Source organism: Stenotrophomonas beteli (assembly GCF_001431665.1).
Classification (GTDB): Bacteria; Pseudomonadota; Gammaproteobacteria; order Xanthomonadales; family Xanthomonadaceae; genus Stenotrophomonas; species Stenotrophomonas beteli.
The window spans coordinates 1-22,322 of record NZ_LLXV01000078.1; the positions used below are offsets into that span (position 1 = coordinate 1).

The window sequence follows — 22,322 nt, forward strand, 5'->3', positions numbered from 1 at the left end:
CCACCCACGAGGGGCTGCGCCGTTGGCTGGAAACTACGGCCACCAGCCACGCCCGAACCGGGCGTAATGGTCCGCGGCGCGCTCGAACGGGTTGCGCGCACTCACCCCGCCACACAGCAGATACACCGGCAGGTACAACGGCCCCAGCACCAGATACTGGTAGACGTGCGCCCGCTCATGGTCATCCAGCCGGATCAGCGGTTCCACGCCCCACCCCGCCTGATGCGCATAGGTGCGGCAGGAAATGCCCAGGTCATGACCGGTGTGCAGGATCACGTTGCCGAAGGTGATCGCCCCGCCCGGCCCCCACGGCCAGCGGTCGAATACCAGCGCACAGTCACGCCCGCTCCAGCGCACTGTCGCGCCGCCGAGCATGCCGGCCAGGCCGCCGATCACGCCGAGCAGGGAATTGGGTGACGTCCACACCGCACCCAGCACCTGCAGCGCGCGCAGCCAGATCGGCGAGGGCGCCAGGGCGGTCTTCAATCGGCCTCGTTCGGCATCAGCAGCCACAGGATCAGGTAGATCAGGATGCCGGGGAAGGCCGCCGAGCCGATCGAGACCAGCACGAACACGATCCGCACCAGCGTGGGGTTCCAGCCGAAGCGGTGGGCGATACCGCCCATCACGCCGGCAATCATGCGGTCGTTCAATGAACGCGACAGCGTGCGCGGCGTGGTGTTCATGGGGGTTCTCCTGGGCTACGGGAAAGAACAGTCGAGCATGGTTCGACTCTACACCTCCCCCCTGTCTACGGCGTGCGGTGGCGCAGGGCCTGCAGGCGTGCGCCGAACCACGCCGCCGCCGTCTGTTCAGGCTGCCCCGGGCACTGGATGCGGTAGGGCTTGCCGCTCATGCTGCTCTGGCTGGCGGCGCGCTCGATGAACTGCTCGGCGCTGTCCACCTGGTTCTTCTTCAGCAGGTAGTCGTACTTGCGCTGCAGGTGCGCACGCGCATCGCTGCCGCCGTACCAGCTGCCATTGCGCTGGAACCGGCATTGGGAGCCGTCCAGGCTGCCGATCAGCTGGGCGATCTCACGCTGCGCCTGCGGGCCAGGGGCGGCGTGGGCCAGTGGTGCTGTCAGTAGTGCTGCAAGAATCAACAAAATCCGGTGCGTCATCATCACCCCCAAGTTGGTCGAGCATGGCTCGACTCTACAGGTCGCGCGCCTTCAACCAGCCATCGATCGTGGCCGGCACTTCCCGCTGCGCGCGCCCAGACACGTAGATGCCGATATGGCCACCACGGAAACTGGACTCGGTGTAGTCCTCAGTGCCCAGGCGGCCGCGCATCGCGCGTGAGGCATCCGGCGGCACCAGGTGATCCTGTTCGGCATAGATGTTCAGTACCGGCAGCGTCACCTGCGACAGATCCACCGCTTCCTCACCGATCCGCACCGAGCCGTTCATCAACCCGTTGCCCTGGTAGAACTGCTTGATGAAGTCACGGAACGCCTCGCCTGCCAGGTCCGGCGAATCGAAGATCCACTTCTCCATGCGCAGGAAATCTTCCAGCGCCGCCTTGTCATCAAGGATGTCGAGCAACCCGACATACTTCTGCACGTTCAGGCGGAACGGCTTGAGCATCAGGTAGCTGGCGTTCATCAGGTCGGCCGGGATGTTGCCCAGTGTGTCCACCAGCAGGTCCACGTCCACCTGCTGCGCCCAGTGCGAGAGCATGTTGCCGGCGGTCTGGAAATCGACCGGGGTGACCATGGTGATGAGGTTGCCCAGCTTGTGCCGGCGCAGCGCGGCATAGCACAGCGCGAACACTCCCCCCTGGCAGATGCCGAGCAGATCCACCGCGCCGCCGCTGCGTGCGCGCAGCGCGTCCACCGCGCCATCGATGTAGCGCAGCAGATAGTCTTCCAGTGTCTGGAAACGCTCGGAGCGATCCGGGTAGCCCCAGTCCAGCACGTAGACATCCTGGCCCAGCGCCAGCAGCTTCTGCACCAGCGAGCGATCGGCCTGCAGGTCCACCATGTAGGGCCGGTTGACCAGTGCGTAGACGATCAGCAGCGGCGTGCGCCGGGTCGGCGCCTGCTCCCCGACAAAGCGGTACAGCACCACCTTGCCGTCGCGCCAGATTTCCTCGCGGGCGGTCACGCCGTAGTCCACGTCCTCCACCTGGGGCAGCAGCTTCAGCCCTTCCATCAGCTTGCGCTGCATGGCCAGGGTCTCCTGCATCAGGTCATCGGCGTTGAAGCCCAACGGTCCTTTCATCGGTCGCGGGCCCGCGCGGAAGTCGCAGCTTCCCGCTTCTTCGCCGGCGCCTTTTTCGCCGCACGCTTGTTCGCCGAGGCCTTCTTTGCCGGCGCGGCCTTCGTCGAGGCCTTGCGCGCGCCCGGCTTCACTTTCGCCGGGGCCGGCTGAGCCACCGGATCGACTGCGGCGGTACCCGCCAGCGCCGCCACCTGCGCCTGCACACGGCGCAGGCTGCGCTCAAGCTCGGCGATGCGGCGATGCGCCGTGTCCATCTCGCTGCGGGTCGGCAGGCCGATGCGTTCACTCATCTGTTCAACCTCGCGCTGCAGGCCGGCACGCAGGCGCATCTGGGCGTTGCCCAATGCGGCGTAGACCTGCTGGAACGGCTCGGAAAGGGCAACCTTGGCGTAGGCTTCTTCAGCCACCTCGATCCACAGATCGAACATCGCGCGGGCGCTGGTCAGCTGGCTGCCGGGCTGCTCGTGCTGGGCCAGGCGCTGCTCGAACAGGGCGAAGGCCTCCTCCAGCACCTGCTTGATCTGTTCGACATACGCACGCGAGTGCTGCTGGTATTCCTCCTGCGCACGCAGCAGGGCCTGCCAGCGTGCCTGGTGCTCGCGGCCGGGCCCGAACGCCGGGCTCTGCAGCCACGGGCCGGCCTGCAGCTGGAACTGCTGCAGCCACGCGGCGAATTCGGGTACGGCGGCACCGGCCTGGGTGCTGCCCCGGGCGCCCTGCAGCATCCACTGCAGCATGCCCTCGCCCTGCCCCTGCACCGCCTCGCGCCAGGCCTGGGCCACTTCGGCACTGCTGGCATCGCGGCCGGCGAAGCGTGCGGCCACCTCCTGCATCGTGCCGTACCAGCTGCCGGCCTGTTCGCGGAAGCGGCGTACCGCATCTTCCGGTGCGCCCTGCCCCTGTTCCGGCAACAGCTGGGCCCACCCGTCAAACAGCCGCTGCCAGCCGCCGGGGTCGCCGCCGGCTGGCGCGCCAGCCGTGGTCGCATGGCGCAGCGCATCGCCCCAGGCACCGAAATACTGCCGGGCCAGAGTCTCGAAATCGCTGCTGCCGGCGTCGTGGGCCGAGCTGGTCATCGCAGGCCTCCGCAGGGCAGCTTCATGGCTTGGGGATACGCAGGGTCTTGCTGATCATCAGCGACCCGGACAGCGCGAACAGCAGTACCATCGGATGCAGCTGCCAGGGGCCGATCTGCCACTGGCCGAACCAGATGTCCTGGCCGATGGCATCGGTGCCGGCGGCGATGGCCAGCACGATCACCAGCACCAGGCTGGTCGGGATCGGTGTGCCCTCGAAATACGTGACCTTGCCCTCATCGCCAGCCAGCGCTTCGGCGGTGACGTTGTAGCGCGCCAAACGGCTGACACCGCAGCAGACGAAGTAGCTCAGCACCAGCCAGTCCCAGCCGCCCTGCATGCCGCAGGCATAGGCCAGCGCCGCCGGGGCCACGCCGAAGGAGATGACATCGGACAGCGAATCCAGCTCGCGGCCCAGGGTGGAGCTGGACTTGCGCCAGCGCGCGATGCGTCCATCGAGGGCGTCGAAGATGAAAGCCAGCGGGATCAGCGCCATGCCGAACAGCAGGTAGCCGCGCTCGCCGTCCTGCAGGAAGCGCATTGCGGCAAACACCGCACCGGTGCCGCAGAAAGCATTGGCCAGGGTGAACCAGTCGGCCAGCTGGAATTCGCGCAGCATCGAGAAGTGACGTTTCATGGGGTCTCACGGAGCATCAAGGCCCACAGGTTACCGCGAGCGCCGCCGCCGGCGACAGCACCGGCACGGCGGCGCCTTCACCACACCCTCACCCTCCATCACCGGCGGTGAATTTTTCGCCACCCATCTTGACAGCCTAGGGGGGTGGCGCCTGTCGGGGCTTATCCACAAAGTTGCCCACGCGTAATCCACACCCCCTGTGGACAACCAGATCTCACCGACTGCGACTCTGGACATTTCCTGATCACCCGGCAGCCGGGTTTCCCTACTTCCCAAGCCGTCGCGACAGCGCTATGGTCTTCGGCGGACCCGCCGCCACGTCCGACTCCTGGTGACCGGCGATGATCCTGGAGTATTTCCGCCTCCTGGCGTAGCGGCGCTGGAGGGGTAGCGCCGGCCGGTAGCGCCGGCCATTCCGGATTGCCGGCCAGCGGCCGGCACTACCCAGCGTGCACCCGCCGCCACCGGGCGAAACACATCACCTGCATCACCAGCATTGCCAGCAGCCCCAACGGCCACGCCCACCACAGGCCGGCCAGTCCCTGCCGGGACTGCAGCCACACCGCCAGCGGCAGTTCCACCAGCAGCACCGCGGCCATGCCCAGCAAGGCCGGCAGCAGTACCGTGCCACTCCCGCGCATCACGCCGACCAGCACCGCACTGCCCCCCATCGCCAACACGCCCCACACCACCGTGCGCAACTGCTGCGTGGCCAGTTCGCGCACATCCGTGGCCGCCAGGATCAGGCCGCTCAGCCAGGGCGCCAGCGCCATCACCAGCAGCACCACGACCGCCAGCATCATTGCCCCGAGCAGAACGCCGGTACGGGCGATGGCCGGCAGCCGTGCCGTACGCCCCGCCCCCACCGCATGCGCCGCGAGGATGGTGGCGGTGATCCCCAGCGACATCGCTGGCAGCTGCACCCAGCTCATCAACTGGTTGACTGCGCCATAGGCGGCCGTGGCGGTGTATCCGTAGCGGTTGATCCAGCCCAGCAGCACGATCTCGGCCACGGCCAGACTGAGCATCTGCAGCGAGGACGGCACACCGATGCGCAGCATCGAACGGATGAGCGCTCCATCGAAGCGGATGGCACGCAACAATTCGCGCCCTGGCGCCAACGGGTGCCCCATCCGCTGCCAGCGCCACATCAGCCAGGCCAGGGCCAGCAGCGAGGCCAGCGCCGCCGAGACTGCCGCACTGGCTGAGCCCAGCGCCGGCAGGCCGGCCCTGCCCAGGATCAGCAGCGGCGTGCACAGCAGGCCGGCCAGCGTGGCCAGCAGCAGCGCGTGCAACGGCGTTTTCGCATCGCCCACCGCGCGGCTGACTGCCGTGGCCAGCCACAGCAGGAAGAACACCGGTGCCGCCAACAGCAGGACACGCGCATAGACGATCGATTCGCCAAGGATCGGCGCTGGCGTGCCGAGGGCCGACAGCAGCTGTGGCGCGAAGCCGCCGCCCACGGCCATCACCAGCACCGACAGCACCAGCACCATAGCCACCGCACTACCGGCAATGGCGCGCACCTGCTGCGGGCGGCCCGCGCCCCAGGCCTGGCCGATCAGCACCATCGCACCGGTCGCCAGGCCCATCACCGCGGCCAGCAGCAGGTAGAAGACCGGGAAGAACGCCGCGGCCACAGCCACCGCCTGGGTACCGAGCAGATGGCCAAGATAGATGTTGTCCAGCGTGCCTGCGGCCAGCTGCAATGCGTTGGTCAGCAGCATCGGCAACAGCAGGGTCAGATAGGTGCGCCACAGCGGTGGCGCGGCCGCGGCGGGGGGAGGTACAGGCGTGTTCATGTGTTTGTCCGGGCAAGGCACCGCCCTGCCCGGCGTTTCCGCCAGCAAAGCAAGCACAGGGGAAGCGGGCCGTGGCCCACGATCAGGTGAAGCGGCCGCTCAGCGAGCGCCGGGAATTTCAGCCGTCGGCAGTTCCGGCAGGGTCATCGAACGCCAGGCGCAGAGCATGCGCGCGCACGTCCTCCGGCCAGCGGCGCAACGCCGTTTCAAAGCCTGCGCGGTCATGTGCGAACAGCAGGCGGATGGCCTCCTCGAAGCCAGGCAGGTCACCGGCGATGGTCTGCAGGAAGTGATAGGCACGCTCGGCATCGCGACGCCGGCGGTCCTTGTCCGCACCGGCACGGCTGGCCGCCTCCACCAGTTTTCGCAATGCCACCGAAGCCCCGCCCGGCTGCTCGGCCAGCCAGGCCCAGTGGCGCGGCAGCAACGTCACTTCGCGCGCAACCACGCCCAGCTTCGGGCGGCCACGGCCACGCGGGGCAGCGGGCGCGTCTTCCGCAGCGATTCCAGCGTCGGCCTCCACGGTCGAGGGAAAGGCGTCGGCCAGCCGCGCCAACAGTTCGGCATCGCTGCCGCGCGTGTCGAAATCACGGGTGCGGCCGGTGGCGTTGTCGAACACCAGCAGCGGGCCGGCGGCGTGGTCTGCGCGCAACTGTTTCAATGCCAGCGCGGCCACTGCCGGGGTACCGGAAGCGACCAGGCGATGGCCGTCGAAGCAACTGAAGGGGGGAAGCGCGGGCACGGGCATGGCGATGGCATCGGGGGCGACGCGCAAATATTGCCCGGGTAATTAATGCCCGTCAATATCACCCGGGCATTAATTTGCCGGGAGGGGCCAACCCGGCTTCGCGGCTACCCGATTGGCCGCCTCACAGGCGGCTGTAGGACCAGCTCAGCATGCGCCCGTCCTTGTACGGCATCACCCCATGGAAGGGGCGCGGGTCGGCGTCGAACACCAACGGCAGGAAGTTGCGATCCCCCTCCCACATCGGCAGCGTGTCCAGCTTGTCCAGGTCCACCCACTCCAGCGTGCCTTCGTGGTTGCCGCCGTGCGGGGTGCCTTCGAAGGTATCGATGACGAACACGAAGCCCAGCCAGTCCTCGCCGTGCCTGCCAAAGCCCGGCCAGCTGAGGGTGCCGCGCAGGCGCATGCCGGTGCAGTCGATGCCGGCTTCTTCCTGGATCTCGCGGCGCATGCTGGCGGCCACGTCCTCGTCCGCTTCGATCTTGCCGCCCAGGCCGTTGTACTTGCCCAGGTGATGGTCACCGGGACGGGTGTTGCGGTGGATCATCAGCACCTGGCGACGATCGGGCGAGAGCACATAGCCCAGGGTGGCGACGATCGGGGTATACGGCATGGGGCGGCATCCAGCAGCAGGTCAGCCGTGGATTATGGCCGATCAGCGCACCAGCGACAGGCGGCGTTCGGTGGGCGCGCTGGCGCCATCGGGGTCACGGCGCAGGGTGGCCACACCGTGGCCGCGCTCGGCCAGGTATTCCAGCCACTTGCCGAGGAAGGTATTCATCCGCATGCGGTGGCTGATCAGCTCCGCCGGCGGCGGGTACAGGCCCATGGTGTCCTGCCAGCGGCGGCCCACATAGCAGTGGGTGGTCTCGGCCTGGCGCGCGTCCCGGTACAGGCGCACGTAGGCAGACGGGTCCGGCTCGCCGGTGACCGGGTCGGCCAGGTCGTAGGTCAGCCGCAGTTCCACCGTGTAGCGGTGGCACTCGATCACGTCCAGGCGAACATCCAGGCCGTCGCCGATCGAGGAAATGTAGCTGCCTGCCGCCAGTCCGGCCGGTTCGAACAGGCGCACCAGATGGCGGTAGTTTTCCGCGTACAGGCCCATGAGCCAGCTCAGCCGGCTCAGGCGGGGAATGCGATTGGTGCGGGGCAAGGCTTGGGCCATGGGTCGATCCTACACGTTGGTGCTTCAACGTGGGGGCGCCTCGAGCCACAGCCAACCCGACGACGACGATCCCCGTGCAGAGCCGAGCCCATGCTCGGCTGCTGTTCGGGTAGAACCCGGCGGCCCAGCCGAGCGTGGGCTCGGCTCTACAGGGCGAAATTCGGCGCGCCGGGAAGGATCAATACAGCTCGCGCTGCAGCCCCAGCGTGCCCAGCACCTTGCTGGAGATCTCCTCGATCGAGGTATGGGTGGTGCTCAGCGTCGGGATCCGCTCCATCTGGAACATCACCTCGGCTGCGGCCACCTCGCGCTTGCAGGTGTCCAGGTTGGCGTAGCGCGAGTTCGGGCGCCGCTCCTGCCGGATCTGCTGCAGGCGGTCCGGATCGATGGTCAGGCCGAACAGCTTGCGCCGGTAGTTGCGCAGGCGCGGCGGCAGGCGGTCGCTTTCCAGGTCCTCGTCGGTCAGCGGGTAGTTGGCCGCACGCACGCCGTAATGCAGGGCAAGGTAGATGCAGGTCGGGGTCTTGCCAGCGCGCGACACCGCTACCAGGATCACGTCGGCGTCGTCGTAGTTCACCGCGATACCGTCATCGTGGGTCAGGGCGAAGTTCATCGCGTTGATGCGCCGGTGGTAGGTGTCGAAATCGACCATGCCGTGGGCCTGGCCGACCCGGGCCAGGCGCGGGCTGGCCAGTTCACGCTCCAGCGGCTCGATGAACGGCGCAAACACATCCAGCATCAGCGCCCCGCTGTCGGCCAGGATCAGGCTCAGGCTCTGGTCCACGCAGGAGTTCACCACGATCGGCCGAACCTGGTAGCGCTCCCCCGCCGCCTGGATCCGGGCACAGGCTTCACGCGCTTTTTCGGGGTCGTCGACAAACGACATCCGGTCGGTAATGAAGCTGAACCCGGAGAACTGGGTCAACAGGCTATGCCCAATGGTTTCAGCGGTGATACCGGTTCCATCGGAAACGTAGAACACCGGACGGATGGTCGACATGCGCGCTTTTACCCCCTACGAAGCTTAAAAAGGCCGCCAACACAAGCTTGTGCCGACGGTGCTCTGCCCGGCATCATATCGGCTTCTTCCTACGGACGCGGCCACTCAGCCCGCCTCGGGCGATGGCCAAACGGAGCATCGCGCTTGAACGAGAACATCCTGTGGTTGCACGAACTGCGTCTGGCCGATCTGGCCCGCGTAGGCGGCAAGAATTCGTCGCTGGGCGAGATGATCGGCAACCTGGCCGGTCTGGGCGTTTCGGTGCCGGGCGGTTATGCCACCACCGCTGAAGCCTTCAAGGACTTCATCGCGCACAACGATCTGTCCAAGCGCATCTTCGACAAGCTGGCCACGCTGGACGTCGAGGACGTCACTGCACTGACCGCTGCCGGCAAGGAAATCCGCAGCTGGGTGATCGATGCCCCGTTGCAGCCGCAGCTGGACCAGGACATCCGCACCGCCTACGCCAAGCTGAGCGCCGACAACGGCGGTGGCGACGTGGCCGTTGCCGTGCGTTCGTCGGCCACCGCCGAGGATCTGCCCGATGCCTCCTTCGCCGGCCAGCAGGAGACCTTCCTCAACGTCACCGGTGCCGACGATGTCGTGCACAAGGTCAAGGAAGTGTTCGCCTCGCTGTACAACGACCGCGCCATCGCCTACCGCGTGCATCACGGCTTCAAGCACGAGGACGTATTCCTGTCGGCCGGCGTGCAGCTGATGGTGCGTTCGGGCGTTGGTTCGTCCGGTGTGCTGTTCACCCTGGACACCGAGTCCGGCTTCCGCGACGTGGTGTTCGTCACCTCTTCGTTCGGCCTGGGCGAAATGGTCGTGCAGGGTGCGGTCAACCCGGACGAGTACTACGTCTACAAGCCCACCCTGCAGGCCGGCAAGCCGGCAATCCTGCGCCGCTCGCTCGGCAGCAAGGCGATCCGCATGGTGTACTCGGATGTCCCGGGTGAGCGCGTCAAGATCGAAGATACCCCGGCCGAACTGCGCAACACCTTCTCGATCAGCGACGAGGACGTGCAGGAACTGTCCAAGCAGGCGCTGGTCATCGAAAAGCACTACGGCCGCCCGATGGACATCGAGTGGGCCAAGGACGGTGTCAGCGGCAAGCTGTTCATCGTGCAGGCACGCCCGGAAACGGTGAAGTCGCGCAGCCACGCCACCCAGATCGAGCGCTTCGCGCTGACCGAAAAGGGCGGCAACGTGCTGGCCGAAGGCCGTGCCGTCGGCGCCAAGATCGGTTCGGGCGTGGCCCGCGTGGTGAAGACGCTGGACGACATGAACCGCGTGCAGCCGGGCGACGTGCTGATCGCCGACATGACCGATCCCGATTGGGAACCGGTGATGAAGCGCGCTTCGGCCATCGTCACCAACCGTGGCGGCCGTACCTGCCACGCCGCGATCATCGCGCGCGAGCTGGGCGTGCCGGCCGTGGTCGGTTCGGGCAACGCCACCAAGGTCATCGAAGATGGCCAGCTGGTCACGGTCAGCTGCGCTGAAGGCGATACCGGCTTCATCTACGAAGGCAAGCTCGGCTTCGAGCGCACCACCACCGATCTGGGCAACATGCCGCCGGCACCGCTGAAGATCATGATGAATGTGGCCAACCCGGAACGTGCCTTCGACTTCGGCCAGCTGCCGAACGCCGGCATCGGCCTGGCCCGCCTGGAAATGATCATTGCCAGCCACATCGGCATCCATCCGAATGCGCTGCTGGAATACGACCGCCAGGACGCGGCGACCAAGAAAAAGATCGACGAGAAGATCGCCGGCTATGGTGATCCGGTCAGCTTCTACGTCGATCGCCTGGCCGAAGGCATCGCTACCCTCACTGCCTCGGTCGCGCCGAACCCGGTGATCGTGCGCCTGTCGGACTTCAAGTCCAACGAGTACGCCAACCTGATCGGCGGCAGCAACTACGAGCCGCACGAAGAGAACCCGATGATCGGCTTCCGCGGCGCCAGCCGCTACGTCGACCCGAGCTTCTCGGCCGCCTTCGCTCTGGAGTGCAAGGCCGTGCTGCGCGTGCGCAACGAAATGGGCCTGGACAACCTGTGGGTCATGATTCCGTTCGTGCGCACCCTGGAAGAAGGCCGCAAGGTCGTCGAGGTGCTGGAACAGAACGGCCTGAAGCAGGGCGAGAACGGCCTGAAGATCATCATGATGTGCGAAGTGCCGTCCAACGCTTTGCTCGCCGATGAGTTCCTGGAGATCTTCGACGGCTTCTCGATCGGCTCCAACGACCTGACCCAGCTGAGCCTGGGCCTGGACCGCGATTCGTCGATCGTCGCCCACCTGTTCGACGAACGGAACCCGGCAGTGAAGAAGCTGCTGTCGATGGCGATCAAGGCCGCACGCGCCAAGGGCAAGTACGTCGGCATCTGCGGCCAGGGCCCGTCCGATCATCCGGATCTGGCCGAATGGCTGATGCAGGAAGGCATCGAGTCGGTGTCGCTGAACCCGGACACCGTGGTCGACACCTGGCTGCGCCTGGCCAAGCTGAAGGCCAACGGCTGATGCACTGAAGGCCGCAGGCTGACGTCGTGTTCATCGGCGTCAGCCCATACTGGTGCCGCACGCAAGCCCCGCCTCTGCGGGGCTTCGTGTTTCTGGCGTGCACGCACGCCCTGCCCCACGCAGACACCGTTTCGCAGCAAAGGACTTCCGCATGATCGCCGCATCAGCACCCGCCGCCCCCGGCGCAACGCCCTGGTTCCACTCGCTCGACTGGGAACGCCTGCTGGAAACCTACGGTGTGCCGTTGCTGGCCGCGATCGTGGTGCTGCTGGTGGGCCTGTGGGTGGCACGTCGCTTGTCCAATGCGATGCCGCGCGCCACTGCGCGCATGGGCGTGGACCCGATGCTGGGCAGTTTCCTGCGCAACGTGGTCTATGCCACCTCACTGGTGATCGTGGCGCTGCTGGCCATCGACACGCTCGGCGTGAAGATCACTCCGCTGCTGGCCGTGCTCGGCACCGCTGGCCTCGCTGTTGGCCTGGCATTGAAGGATTCGCTGTCCAACATCGCCTCGGGCGTGATGCTGGTGACGCTGCGACCGTTCCGCGTGGGCGATGTGGTGACCGTGGCCGGGCAGACCGGCACCGTGCGCGAAGTGCGCATCTTCCAGACCGTGCTTGCCGGCGCCGACAACCAGCACACCACGATTCCGAACACGCTGATCACCGCCGCGCCGATCATCAACCTGACCGCTGAACCGACGCGCCGCGTCGAGCTGGTGATCGGCATCGGCTACGAGGACAACATCCAGCTGGCACGCGACACCGCGCTGGCGCTGATGAAGGCCGACCCACGCGTGCTGCAGACCCCGGCACCGGACGTGGTGGTGTATGAGCTGGGCGCGCACGCGATCAATCTGGGCATCCGCTGCTACGTGAAGTCGGCCGACTGGTTCGGTACCAAGGTCACCCTGCTGGAGCAGCTGAAGCTGGGCTATGACAAGGCCGGCATCAACATCCCCTACCCGCAGCAGGACATGCACCTGTACCTGCATGGCAAGGATGGTGGCGTGGTCGAGGCGGACGCGCTGGTACGCGACAAGCCCTGATCGGCACTGGAATGCCGGCCAGCGGCCGGCACTACCCCTCGCCCGCTGGTAGTGCCGGCCGCTGGCCCGCAGCCTTCAGGATCAGGCCGCGACGCTCTCTTCCAGCGTCGGGTAATCGGTGAAGCCGATCGCACCACCGCCAAAGAACGTGGCGCGATCCGGCGGATTCAATTCCGCACCCAGGCGCAGGCGCTCGGGCAGATCCGGGTTGGCGATGAACGGCCGGCCGAACCCGATCAGGTCGGCCCAACCTTCAGCCAACGCCTGCTCGGCGCGTTCGGCGGTGTACTTGCCGGCGTAGATCAGCGTGCCCGGGTAGACCATGCGCAGCGCCTGCTTGAACGCCACCGGCATCAGCGGCGCATCATCCCAGTCGGCTTCGGCGATGTGCAGATAGCCCACACCCAGCTCTCCCAGCAGATGCGCGGCTGCCAGGTAGGTCGCCTGCGGCGTATCGTCCACCGCACCCTGCAACGTGGTCAGTGGCGCCAGACGGACACCGACGCGGTCACCACCGGCTACGGCCGTCACCGCCTGCACGACCTCGCGCAGGAAACGCAGCCGGTTCTGCAACGCGCCGCCATAGCCGTCGGTGCGCCGGTTGGCCTGCGAGTCGATGAACTGGTTGATCAGGTAGCCATTGGCGCCGTGCAACTCCACGCCATCGAAGCCGGCGGCCAGTGCATTGCGGGTGGCCTGTGCATAGTCGGCGATGATGCCCGGAATCTCGTCCTCGGCCAGCGCGCGCGGCATCGAGTGCTGGATCATCTCGCCCACGCCCGCTTCCGGGCCAGCGCCTGCAGGGTCGACAAACACTTTCACGCCTTCGGCCAGCAGCGCCGACGACGACACCGGGGCGGCACCACCCGGCTGCAGGGCCACATGCGAGACCCGGCCCACATGCCACAATTGGGCGTAGATGCGACCGTCGGCAGCGTGCACCGCATCGGTCACCTGGCGCCAGCCCTGCACCTGTTCCGGGCTATGGATGCCCGGGGTCCAGGCATAGCCCTGGCCCTGCTGGCTGATCTGGGTGCCTTCGCTGATGATCAGGCCGGCGCTGGCACGTTGCGCGTAGTAGGTCGCCATCTCGGCCGTGGCGATGTTGCCGGCGGCCGCACGCGAGCGCGTCATCGGCGGCATCACGATGCGGTTGGGCAGGGTCAAGGCGCCCAGGCGGTGGGGAGTGAACAACATGGCGGCGATCTCTTGCAGGGGGGGACTGCCGCAAAGGATGGGGATGCCAGCTGCCAGGCAACAGGCATGCACTGGCAAAACAATTGTTCCCTCAAGGCAACGATGGCCGGCCGGGGGTCAGGGCCCCTTCCTGCGGAACGGGATCCGACCCCGAAGCCGGTTACAGCGTGGGTTCGATCAGCACGCCGCCGTGCGCCACCCGGTCATAGCAGGTACGCACCACGCCTTCCCCGTACTTCAGCTCGAGCCGGCGCGCGATGAAGTGGCCGCGCGCCATGTCCTGGTAGTAGTCGGTGAACATGGTATTGAGCGTTGCACCGGCAGCGGCACCAACGATCGGTACCGCCTGCGCGGCGAACTTCTCGGTGACCACCACGCCGAAGCGCGCTGCGACCTTCTCGACCATCTTCGCCAGCAGCTTGCCGGCCTCCTTCGGCGCCACGCCCAGGGTCAGGTCGCGACCGGTCACCACGCGCCCGGCCAGTTCAGCCGACAGGTGGCGCATCACGTCGGTGGTGAAGCCGCGGGCCAGGTAATAGCCCGTCTCGCTTGCATCATCGCGCGGCGAGTTGCCACCCAGCGCGAACACCTCCAGGCAGGCCTGGCGGGTACTGAACTCGGACAGGTCGAAGCCCTCGCTGCGGGCCACGTCGGCCACCGCGCGCATCATGATGGTGGTCGACACCGGCAGTTCGATGAACAGCGCGGCAAAGCCGAACGCTCCGCCCACCGCACCGGAAGTGGCGGCCGCCAGTTTGTGCCAGCGGGTGGAGGCGCCCTTGCCGGGGGTGTTGTCCATGCTCCACAACGCGGCCTGCGCCGACTTGGACAGCGCCGCCTGCACCGCGCCATGGATGCGACCTGAAACCGCCTTCGGCAGCGCTTTCACCGCGAACTCCAGCGGCGTGCCGACCAGGTTGGCCATGCGCGCGGTCAGGGTCGGCGCTTCCAGCAGCGCCACCGCCCGCTGCAGGTCGGACCAGTCGCGGGCGTCATGGGCGATGTCGCGGGGAAGCAGGATGGGCTCGTTCATGGCGCCGATCTTAGCGCCGGGAAGTTGAACGGTGCGTCGCGGGGCACGACAGAAGGGTCAGCGCCTTTTCCGCGGGAAAGGGATCCCCCCGGCGCCTTGCCGGCCAGCGGCCGGCACTACCCGTTGGCGTGTCATCCGGTAGCGCCGGGCCATGCCCGGCGGCGTCATTCAGGCAGTCGGCAAACCCGACAGCGCACCCATGAACTGGCGATAGTGACGCAGCTCGGCGATCGAGTCGTGCACGTCGCTCAGCGCGGTGTGGTTGCTGTTCTTGCCGACGCCAGCGGCCACGGTCGGGGCCCAGCGCTTGGCCAGCTCCTTCACCGTGGACACGTCCAGGTTGCGGTAATGGAAGTACTTTTCCAGCCGCGGCATCTGGCGGTGCAGGAAGCGGCGGTCCTGGCAGATCGAGTTGCCACACATCGGCGACAGGCCCGACGGGATCCACTGCGCCAGGAAGTTCACCGTCTGCGCCTCGGCCTGGCCGAGGGTGGTGGTGCTGTCCACCACGCGCTGCCACAGGCCGGAACGGCGGTGCTGGTTGCGGTTCCACTCGTCCATCGCTTCCAGCGTTTCCAGCGGATGGTGGATGGCGAATTCCGGCCCCTCGGCCAGCACGTTGAGCTGCGCGTCGGTGACCACCGTGGCGATCTCGATGATCGAATCGTTGTCGGTATCCAACCCGGTCATTTCCAGGTCGATCCAGATCAGTCGTTCGTTGGCCGCGCCGTTGTCCGCCATGTGTCGCCTCGTTGCTGGGCAGGCGCGCGGCCTACCGGTTGGAATGGAGGCGCCCATCATACCCGTTCGCCGTTCAGCCCTCGCCAGCATGGTCCTCCAGCAGCAGCGGCGGCTTGCCACGCTTGGCGCGGAAGTAGTTGGTCAAGCGCGTGCTGGCTTCCTTGGCCAGCACCCCACCGTGGATCTCCACCCGGTGGTTGTGGCGCGCATCACCGAGCAGGTCGAATACACTGCCGCAGGCGCCGGTCTTGGGGTCGCTGGCGCCATAGACCAGGCGCGAGACACGCGCATGCACGATCGCCATCGCGCACATCGCGCAGGGCTCCAGGGTTACGTAGAGGGTGCTGCCGAGCAACCGATGATTGGCCAGCCGTGTGCCGCCGGCACGCATCGCCACGATCTCGGCATGTGCACTGGGATCGTGCGAGGCGATGTTGAGGTTCCAGCCCTCGCCCAGCAACTGGCCATCGGCACCGACCAGCACCGCACCGACCGGGATCTCGTCGAACTCGCGCTGCGCGCGCTCGGCCAGCGCCAGCGCGTGGCGCATCCAGTGTTCATCGGCGTCGTGCACCGGTACACCCAAAGGATGATTCATCGCTGGTCTCTTGGTCCTGAAAGCGTTTGATCGAAGGGCGACGGGCTCTGATCAAGCGAACCTTCTACCGACAGCCTCCTGCAACGCTATTCTAATCACATTGCCCGGCACTTCCGAGCAATTCTGGGACAGGATTCACACTCATGTCGCAGTTATTGAGATCACTGAATGGCATGTTCCGTTACCGCTCATGCCCTTCATCCCATGACTCAATCTTCGAACAAGAGTTCCTCGATCAACGCAAACGGCGACGGCATCGCAATTGGCAACAACAATACCGTCAACGTCTCCAAGACCATTACCAACATCACCGGCGGGGGAAAAGGCGGCGGAGGCAAAGATAATGATGACAATGGCGCCTTCATTGGACTGAGCGCCCTGCTCCTGATCGCGATTGCATACGCCAGCTTTCAATACTCCCGCCATGCGGACGTGATCCATACAACGGTAATCGCCACAGGAGTTGCTGAGGTCCTGATCGGCGTCCTCCTGATTGCAGTCCGGACCTGCTACGGTGACGTAAATCGACATTGGGCAAGGGAAATTTCAGCCGTAGTTTCTGGCTTTGCACTGCTCTTCCTCGGGATGCGCGCGCACAACCAACTGCCCGCTCAACTTATCGAACTTGCAAACAACTCTCCAGACATGAAGAATTTCTGGTGTCAACTTACCCGGCATGGGCGGAGCACCACGCTCCACGGAATGCTGTCTGCGGCAGCGCTAGCCTTGGCAGGCCTGCTTACGATTGGAAACGTTGCGCTCAGCACTGCGCGGTGCGTTCTGGAGAGTGATTCAAGGCTGCTCTCTACGATCTCAAAATTTTCCGCAATGAGATGGCAACTTCCGGTTGCTGGCATGTTGGCCATCGTTGCCTACTGGATGCAGACCCCGACCGAAGGCCATATCCAGAACATTGCCGACGCAGTGTCCGGCCTCTTGTGCTCCCGACGATAGCGATTGTTTGTACGATTTCGAGCATTGTTCTTTTTTGGATACAAGCACCTAGGACATGCTCATGCCCACCCTTCGCCCCTCGCGCGCCGACGACGGCACCGCGCTTGTCGAGCTCTGGCGCCGCGCCGTCGACGCCACCCACGATTTCCTCAGCGCCGAGGACCGCCTCGCCATCGATGCCGAAGTGGCCAGCTTCCTGCCACACGCGCCGCTGACCGTCGCCGTGGATGGCCAGGACCGGCCGTTGGGCTTCATGCTGCTGGACGGCACGCACATGGAAGCGCTGTTCATCGACCCGGAGGTGCGTGGCACCGGCATCGGCCGTCAGCTGCTGCAGCACGCACTGGCGCTGCACCCGCAGCTGAGCACCGACGTCAATGCGCAGAATGCGCAGGCAGTGGGGTTCTACCTGCGCATGGGCTTCGTGGAAACCGGCCGCTCAGCGCTGGATTCCCAAGGGCGTGCGTACCCGCTGATCCACCTGCGGTACGCGGGCTGACCGCCTGCGCTCAGGCGGTCGCGTCGAACGCCGGCGAGTAGCGCACTTCACCCTGCGCCAGCGGCGGTTGCAGGCACAGCGCCTGGAAATACTCGGCAGGCACGCCCGGCAACACCAGCCCCGGGGCGGCGCGGAAGCCGAAACGACCGTAGTAGCCCGGCTCGCCCAGCAGCACGCAGCCCCGGGCGTCCTGCTGGCGCAGCGCTGCGATGGCCGCGCGCATCAATGCAGCACCGATGCCCTGCCCCTGCCGCGCCGGCAGCACCGAGATCGGGCCCAGGCCGTACCAGCCGGTGCTGCCATCGGAGACCGCCACCGGCGACACGGCGACGTGGCCGAGCAACAGGCCCTCGTGCTCGGCCAACAGCGAAACCGACAGTTCATCGCGCACGCGCAGTGCGTCGACGATGAACTGCTCGGTGTGGCTGCTGTGTACGGCGGTAGCGAAGGCCGCTGCCGTGAGCGCGTGGATGCCGTCGATGTCGGCCGGGATTTCAGCGCGGATGATGAAACTCAAGAGGCACCTCGTTCAGTGCGGTGGGCCTGCGGGAAAGGAAAAAGGGTCGAAATGACGTGCATCAGCGATTGTCCAGCTGCGGGCGCACCGCGACCAGCCCGGCGCGGTTGATCCGGTAGGGGCGACCGTCATGCGAACTGATCAGGCGCTTGTTCTTCAGCTTCTTGAAGACGGCCAGCGTGCAATCGCTCAGCAACAGGCCTTCACGGTTGAAGCACTCAACACTGCGGACGCGGCCTGAGCCGTCACGGCTGAACGCGATGCAGCCGCCCTGGGCGAGGACGTGCAGCGTCCTCTGCTCCGCTCGGGAGATATTCATGGGAAGAGAGATCCTGCGTAATCGGAAATGCGGACGACGCGGGCGGCCAACGGCGCCCGGTCACGGAACCACGCATTCGATAACCGCTCCCGGCAGACACACGGGAAGGGTTATCCGATGACCGCAATCTCCAACATGAAAAACCACACTCGGCAGGCACCTGCGTGCTGCAGGCCCGCGCACATTACCCAGCCCCCTGCCACGGGTCAACCTCGGCAGCGTCGCGATTGAGCGATAATTTATCTTTGCATCTGCAGGAGGCGACGATGGACTGGGTAGCCCAGGCACGCGCATTGGCCAGCGAGGCCCATGCCGGGCAACAGGACAAGGCCGGACAGCCCTATATCGAACATGTCGCGCGCGTGGCCGCCGCGATCGATGACGATGCCACCGCCAAGGCGGCGGCATGGCTGCACGACGTGGTGGAAGATTGCCCGCAGTACGCGCCGCGGCTTGCAGCCTTTCCGGCGCCGGTCCGCGAGATCGTGGCCCTGCTCAACCGGCACGGCGCCGCCGATGCACAGCAGTATTACGCGGGCATCCGCCAGCACCCACGGGCATTGAAGGTGAAGCTGGCCGACATCGCCGACAACGCCCATCCACGCCGGTTGCTGCAGCTGCCACCGGAGGTGGCCGACCGCCTGCGTGGCAAGTACGCCGCCGCATTGGCCGCCCTCGGCACTCGCAGTACATCCACCGCCGCGCCCGATCCGGCGTCCACCCGCCTGCTGTCGTTGATGGACGCGGCACGTACGCTGGTTCAGCTGGCTGACCAGGCCGGCGCAGGCGTCGCTGCCAACGGCGACGATCCCTCTCCGCACACACAGGCGCTGACCAGGGTGAGTGACATCGTGCTTGCCGAACTCGAAGCGCAGATGACGCCGGAAGCGTTCCTTCTGTGGAGCGACATGTACACGCTGGCCTGACCCGCCGTGAGGCGTGGCCGGCACCACCTGCCAAACGCTGATTCTTGGCAGGGGGCGCTGATCGGTGCTGCGCTGCAACAGTACAATAGGCGGCTCCCCGCCCCATCGCGCACCCGCATGAGCCCCAACTCCTCCCTGGCTGGGCGGCTGACGCCCCGCCAGCGCACCCTGATCATCCTCGCCCTGTCCCTGGGCGGCTTCGCCATCGGCACCAGCGAGTTCGCGAGCATGGGCCTGATGCTGGAGATCAGCCGTGGCCTGTCGATCTCCGAAACCCAGGTGGGCCACCTGATCAGTGCCTATGCCATCGGCGTGGTGGTCGGCGCACCGATCCTGGCCTTCGTCGGTGCCAGCTTCCCACGCCGCACGCTGCTGCTGGCGCTGATGGGCTTCTATGCGGTGGGCAACCTGGCCAGCGCGCTGGCACCCAACTACGGCACCATGCTGGCCGCGCGCTTCGTCGCCGGCCTGCCGCACGGTGCCTACTTCGGAGTGGCGATGCTGGTGGCCGCGGCGATCAGCCCGGCCGGGCAGCGCGGCCAGGCGATGTCGCGCGTGCTGCTGGGGCTGTCGATCGCCATCCTGGTCGGCAACCCGCTGACTACCTGGCTGGGTCAGCAGCTGAGCTGGCGCACCGCCTTTGCGCTGGTCAGCGTGCTGGCCATCGCCACCGTTGCGATGATCGCGCGCTTCCTGCTGCCGGACCCGGATGAAGTACGTACCTCGCCGATGCGCGAGCTGCGCGCCTTCAACACGTCCCAGGTGTGGCTGGCGCTGGCGATCGGCGCGGTCGGCTTCGCCGGCATGTTCTGCGTGTTCACCTACCTCGCACCGACCCTGGTGCAGGTCACCGGCGTGGCCGAATCGTGGATGCCGCTGGCGGTGGGCGTGTTCGGCATCGGCGCGATCATCGGCAACATCGCTGGCGGCTGGCTGGTGGACAGGTTCCACTTCAAGGCCGCCGCCGTCGTCCTGCTGTGGTCGATCGTGATGCTGCTGCTGTATCCGCTGGCGGCGCAGTCGGTGTGGACCATCGGCCCGATGATCATCACCGTCGGCACCATGGGCGCGCTGGCGGCGGTACTGCAGACCCGCCTGATGGACGTGGCCGGTGAAGCGCAGACCCTCGCGGCTGCTTCCAACCATGCTGCCTTCAATACCGCCAATGCACTCGGCCCGTGGCTGGGGGGCATGGCGATCAGCGCCGGCTTCAGCCCGGCCAGCACCGGCTATGTGGGTGCCGCCACCGCCGTCGGCGGCCTGCTGCTGTGGTGCGTGGCGGTGATGCTGGACAAGAAGCGCAAGACCACCGTCGCCGGTAGCCACTGAACATAGCGCCGGATCGTCAGTCGCTGCCCGTGCGGCGGCGGCGATCCGGACGCAACAACGCGGTATCGCCGGCCGCCAGCGTCGGTCGCGCCAGCTCACCGCGCTGCACGCGGTCCAGCACCCGCCGCGAGTTGGCCGCGCAGTCGATGCCCTCCGGCCGTGCCTGGATGTCCTCGATCAGGGCCAGCAGATGGGCCCGGCTCTGTGCCAGCCGCAACTGCAGCGCCTCGATGTCGGTCACCTTCTGCTGCAGCATCGTGATCAATGCGTCGTGCTGCCACTGGCCCATGTCCGGTGGCAGCAGGGCGCGTATCTCCTCCAGGCTGAAGCCGGCGCGCTGCGCACCGGTAATCAGCTCCAGCAACAGCACCGCCTGCTCCGGGTAGTCGCGGTAGCCGTTGGCCTGCCGCTGGACCACCAGCAGCCCGGCCTCCTCGTAAAAGCGGATGCGCGACGCTGCCAGGCCCGTGCGGCGGGCGAGCTCTCCGATTTTCATCTGCCTGAATCCTCGACATCGGAACCTGTTGACCTTCAATCAAACTTGAAGGTTAGCGTAGCGCCATTCCCCTGTCCTGGAGCTGTCCGATGTCGCTGTTCTCGCCCCTGGCACTACCCTCCGGTGCCGTCATCCGCAACCGCATCGCCAAGGCGGCGATGGAAGAAAACATGGCCGACGCCGACCACGCCCCCTCCGAAGCGCTGCTGCAGTTGTACCAGCGCTGGGCCGACGGCGGCGCCGGGCTGATCATCACCGGCAACGTGATGGTCGATGGGCGCGCCATGACCGGCCCGGGCGGCGTGGTACTGGAAGACGACCGTCACCTCGACCGCTTCACCGCCTGGGCGGACACTGCCCGCTCTCGGGGTGCGCAGATGTGGATGCAGATCAATCACCCGGGGCGGCAGATGCCGGCCGCACTCGGCCAACCCACCCTCGCGCCGTCAGCCGTCGCGCTGGAGATGGGCGCGCTCTCCAAGCAGTTCGCAGCGCCGAAAGCGATGACCGAGGACGAGATCGCATCGGTGATAGCCCGCTTCATCCGCAGTGCCGAGCTGGCCGAGCGCGCCGGATTCAGTGGCGTGGAGATCCATGCCGCGCACGGCTACCTGCTCAGCCAGTTCCTGTCGCCCCTGTCCAACCGCCGCGACGACCGCTGGGGTGGCAGCCTGCACAACCGTGCACGCCTGCTGCTGGAGATCGTGCAGGGGGTGCGCGCCACCGTGTCACCCACGTTCGCGGTGGCCGTGAAGCTCAACTCCGCCGACTTCCAGCGCGGCGGCTTCTCGCCCGAGGACGCGCGTGCGGTGGTCGAGATGCTGGCTCCGCTCGGCGTGGATCTGGTCGAGCTGTCCGGCGGCAGCTATGAAGCCCCGGCCATGACCGGCACCGCGCGCGACGAACGCAGCGTGGCCCGCGAGGCCTATTTCCTTGACTTCGCGCGGGACATCGCGACGGTGGCGACGATGCCGTTGATGGTGACAGGTGGCATTCGCCGCCGCGTCGTCGCCGAGCAGGTCCTGGGCAGCGGTATGGCAATGGTAGGCATCGCCACCGCGCTGGCGATCGAGCCGGATCTGCCGCAGCACTGGCAGCAGGGCCGCGATCAGGTGCCAACGCTGCGCGACATCGACTGGCGCAGCAAGCCGCTGGCTGCCAGCGCGCACATGGCAGCAGTGAAATACCAGTTGGGCCGATTGAGCAAGCGCCAGCCTACCGCACCGGGCGTCTCACCGGCATGGGCACTGTTGCTGGCACAGGCCGGGGCAACGTGCCGGACGCGGCGCTACCGGCGTTGGATCGGCGCCCGCACCATTGCCCACTGAGTCGATCAGGCTTCTCATCGCTGCATGGATGCCCCACCATCTGCGGATGGGCGGCAAACCGCCGCCCATCGACGCATGCACAGGAAATGGATGTGACTGGCCCGACCAGGAACCGCGAAAAGCTGCTCGACGACCTGCTGTCGCTGGGCCGCAACTGGGCGCTGGCG

25 protein-coding genes are annotated in these 22,322 nt (G+C 66.6%); 7 read left to right on the top strand and 18 right to left on the bottom strand.

Translation table 11 applies throughout. The features are described from left to right. Nucleotides 1-33: 33 nt before the first annotated feature. The 11 genes from ARC23_RS18375 to ppsR all read right to left on the bottom strand — a co-directional run bounded on the left by ARC23_RS18375 (nucleotide 34) and on the right by ppsR (nucleotide 8,647). On the bottom strand, nucleotides 34-486 hold the full coding sequence (locus tag ARC23_RS18375; RefSeq protein ID WP_057498529.1) for a hypothetical protein: 453 nt from the start codon (nucleotides 484-486) through the stop codon (nucleotides 34-36). Continuing rightward, nucleotides 483-686, bottom strand: a complete 204-nt coding sequence (locus tag ARC23_RS18380; protein ID WP_057498530.1) for a PspC domain-containing protein — start codon at nucleotides 684-686, stop codon at nucleotides 483-485. Before ARC23_RS18380 ends, ARC23_RS18375 begins: the two co-directional genes overlap by 4 nt. A gap of 65 nt (nucleotides 687-751) precedes the next feature. Then, on the bottom strand, nucleotides 752-1,120 hold the full coding sequence (locus tag ARC23_RS18385) for a YfeK family protein (protein WP_057498549.1): 369 nt from the start codon (nucleotides 1,118-1,120) through the stop codon (nucleotides 752-754). Nucleotides 1,121-1,154: 34 nt separating this feature from the next. Then, nucleotides 1,155-2,222 (bottom strand): class III poly(R)-hydroxyalkanoic acid synthase subunit PhaC, encoded by a 1,068-nt coding sequence (locus ARC23_RS18390; RefSeq protein ID WP_057498531.1) that lies wholly within the window; start codon nucleotides 2,220-2,222, stop codon nucleotides 1,155-1,157. Then, a complete protein-coding gene (gene phaE, locus ARC23_RS18395; RefSeq protein ID WP_057498532.1) occupies nucleotides 2,219-3,298 on the bottom strand; it encodes a class III poly(R)-hydroxyalkanoic acid synthase subunit PhaE in 1,080 nt (359 codons plus the stop codon). The genes ARC23_RS18390 and phaE overlap by 4 nt, the downstream gene beginning before the upstream one ends. A 22-nt stretch (nucleotides 3,299-3,320) precedes the next feature. Beyond that, a complete protein-coding gene (locus ARC23_RS18400) occupies nucleotides 3,321-3,935 on the bottom strand; it encodes a CDP-alcohol phosphatidyltransferase family protein (protein WP_057498533.1) in 615 nt (204 codons plus the stop codon). A gap of 440 nt (nucleotides 3,936-4,375) precedes the next feature. Next, entirely contained in the window at nucleotides 4,376-5,737 is a 1,362-nt protein-coding gene (locus ARC23_RS18405; protein ID WP_057498534.1) for an MATE family efflux transporter, read from the bottom strand. A gap of 118 nt (nucleotides 5,738-5,855) precedes the next feature. Beyond that, nucleotides 5,856-6,485 carry a DUF2239 family protein gene (locus ARC23_RS18410; protein WP_057498550.1) on the bottom strand — a complete coding sequence of 210 codons (630 nt, stop codon included), beginning with the start codon at nucleotides 6,483-6,485 and terminating at the stop codon, nucleotides 5,856-5,858. A gap of 121 nt (nucleotides 6,486-6,606) precedes the next feature. Next, complete coding sequence (locus ARC23_RS18415; protein ID WP_057498535.1) at nucleotides 6,607-7,095, bottom strand: NUDIX hydrolase; 489 nt, start codon at nucleotides 7,093-7,095, stop codon at nucleotides 6,607-6,609. A gap of 42 nt (nucleotides 7,096-7,137) precedes the next feature. Next, a complete protein-coding gene (locus ARC23_RS18420; protein WP_057498536.1) occupies nucleotides 7,138-7,647 on the bottom strand; it encodes a DUF1249 domain-containing protein in 510 nt (169 codons plus the stop codon). A 178-nt stretch (nucleotides 7,648-7,825) separates the two neighbouring features. Further along, on the bottom strand, nucleotides 7,826-8,647 hold the full coding sequence (ppsR, locus tag ARC23_RS18425; protein ID WP_057498537.1) for a posphoenolpyruvate synthetase regulatory kinase/phosphorylase PpsR: 822 nt from the start codon (nucleotides 8,645-8,647) through the stop codon (nucleotides 7,826-7,828). A gap of 144 nt (nucleotides 8,648-8,791) precedes the next feature. Here ppsR and ppsA point away from each other — a divergent pair, with 144 nt between their 5' ends. Both ppsA and ARC23_RS18435 read left to right on the top strand, forming a co-directional pair. Next, nucleotides 8,792-11,170, top strand: coding sequence for a phosphoenolpyruvate synthase (gene ppsA / locus ARC23_RS18430; protein ID WP_057498538.1), 2,379 nt, complete (start codon nucleotides 8,792-8,794; stop codon nucleotides 11,168-11,170). Between the two features lie 151 nt (nucleotides 11,171-11,321). Continuing rightward, nucleotides 11,322-12,218, top strand: coding sequence for a mechanosensitive ion channel family protein (locus ARC23_RS18435; protein WP_057498539.1), 897 nt, complete (start codon nucleotides 11,322-11,324; stop codon nucleotides 12,216-12,218). A gap of 81 nt (nucleotides 12,219-12,299) precedes the next feature. Here the strand turns inward: ARC23_RS18435 and ARC23_RS18440 are convergent, their stop codons facing one another. The 4 genes from ARC23_RS18440 to tadA form a co-directional block, all read right to left on the bottom strand. Then, the gene (locus ARC23_RS18440) at nucleotides 12,300-13,415 is read right to left on the bottom strand and encodes an alkene reductase (RefSeq protein ID WP_057498540.1); all 1,116 of its coding nucleotides are present in this window, start codon (nucleotides 13,413-13,415) and stop codon (nucleotides 12,300-12,302) included. A 160-nt stretch (nucleotides 13,416-13,575) separates the two neighbouring features. Next, nucleotides 13,576-14,448 carry an EcsC family protein gene (locus tag ARC23_RS18445; RefSeq protein ID WP_057498541.1) on the bottom strand — a complete coding sequence of 291 codons (873 nt, stop codon included), beginning with the start codon at nucleotides 14,446-14,448 and terminating at the stop codon, nucleotides 13,576-13,578. Between the two features lie 168 nt (nucleotides 14,449-14,616). After that, a complete protein-coding gene (gene orn / locus ARC23_RS18450; protein WP_057498542.1) occupies nucleotides 14,617-15,189 on the bottom strand; it encodes an oligoribonuclease in 573 nt (190 codons plus the stop codon). Nucleotides 15,190-15,262: 73 nt separating this feature from the next. Continuing rightward, entirely contained in the window at nucleotides 15,263-15,787 is a 525-nt protein-coding gene (tadA, locus tag ARC23_RS18455; RefSeq protein WP_057498543.1) for a tRNA adenosine(34) deaminase TadA, read from the bottom strand. A gap of 168 nt (nucleotides 15,788-15,955) precedes the next feature. Here tadA and ARC23_RS18460 point away from each other — a divergent pair, with 168 nt between their 5' ends. Continuing rightward, nucleotides 15,956-16,741, top strand: a complete 786-nt coding sequence (locus ARC23_RS18460) for a hypothetical protein (RefSeq protein ID WP_152985300.1) — start codon at nucleotides 15,956-15,958, stop codon at nucleotides 16,739-16,741. A gap of 61 nt (nucleotides 16,742-16,802) precedes the next feature. Then, nucleotides 16,803-17,240: an acetyltransferase gene (locus ARC23_RS18465; RefSeq protein WP_057498551.1), complete on the top strand. Its 438-nt coding sequence runs from the start codon at nucleotides 16,803-16,805 to the stop codon at nucleotides 17,238-17,240. Nucleotides 17,241-17,250: 10 nt separating this feature from the next. Here the strand turns inward: ARC23_RS18465 and ARC23_RS18470 are convergent, their stop codons facing one another. Beyond that, nucleotides 17,251-17,757 (bottom strand): GNAT family N-acetyltransferase, encoded by a 507-nt coding sequence (locus ARC23_RS18470; RefSeq protein WP_057498545.1) that lies wholly within the window; start codon nucleotides 17,755-17,757, stop codon nucleotides 17,251-17,253. 61 nt (nucleotides 17,758-17,818) lie between these two features. Continuing rightward, a complete protein-coding gene (locus tag ARC23_RS18475) occupies nucleotides 17,819-18,076 on the bottom strand; it encodes a YjhX family toxin (protein WP_040007459.1) in 258 nt (85 codons plus the stop codon). A 266-nt stretch (nucleotides 18,077-18,342) separates the two neighbouring features. On the opposite strand from ARC23_RS18475, the gene ARC23_RS20595 reads away from it, so the two are divergent. After that, a complete protein-coding gene (locus ARC23_RS20595) occupies nucleotides 18,343-19,002 on the top strand; it encodes an HD domain-containing protein (protein ID WP_080393113.1) in 660 nt (219 codons plus the stop codon). A gap of 6 nt (nucleotides 19,003-19,008) precedes the next feature. Further along, nucleotides 19,009-20,331, top strand: coding sequence for an MFS transporter (locus ARC23_RS18485; RefSeq protein ID WP_411847917.1), 1,323 nt, complete (start codon nucleotides 19,009-19,011; stop codon nucleotides 20,329-20,331). 16 nt (nucleotides 20,332-20,347) lie between these two features. On the opposite strand, the gene ARC23_RS18490 is transcribed toward ARC23_RS18485, so the two are convergent. Beyond that, nucleotides 20,348-20,827 (bottom strand): MerR family transcriptional regulator, encoded by a 480-nt coding sequence (locus ARC23_RS18490; RefSeq protein ID WP_057498547.1) that lies wholly within the window; start codon nucleotides 20,825-20,827, stop codon nucleotides 20,348-20,350. Between the two features lie 89 nt (nucleotides 20,828-20,916). On the opposite strand from ARC23_RS18490, the gene ARC23_RS18495 reads away from it, so the two are divergent. Beyond that, on the top strand, nucleotides 20,917-22,155 hold the full coding sequence (locus ARC23_RS18495; protein WP_057498548.1) for an NADH:flavin oxidoreductase/NADH oxidase family protein: 1,239 nt from the start codon (nucleotides 20,917-20,919) through the stop codon (nucleotides 22,153-22,155). Nucleotides 22,156-22,322: the final 167 nt, after the last annotated feature.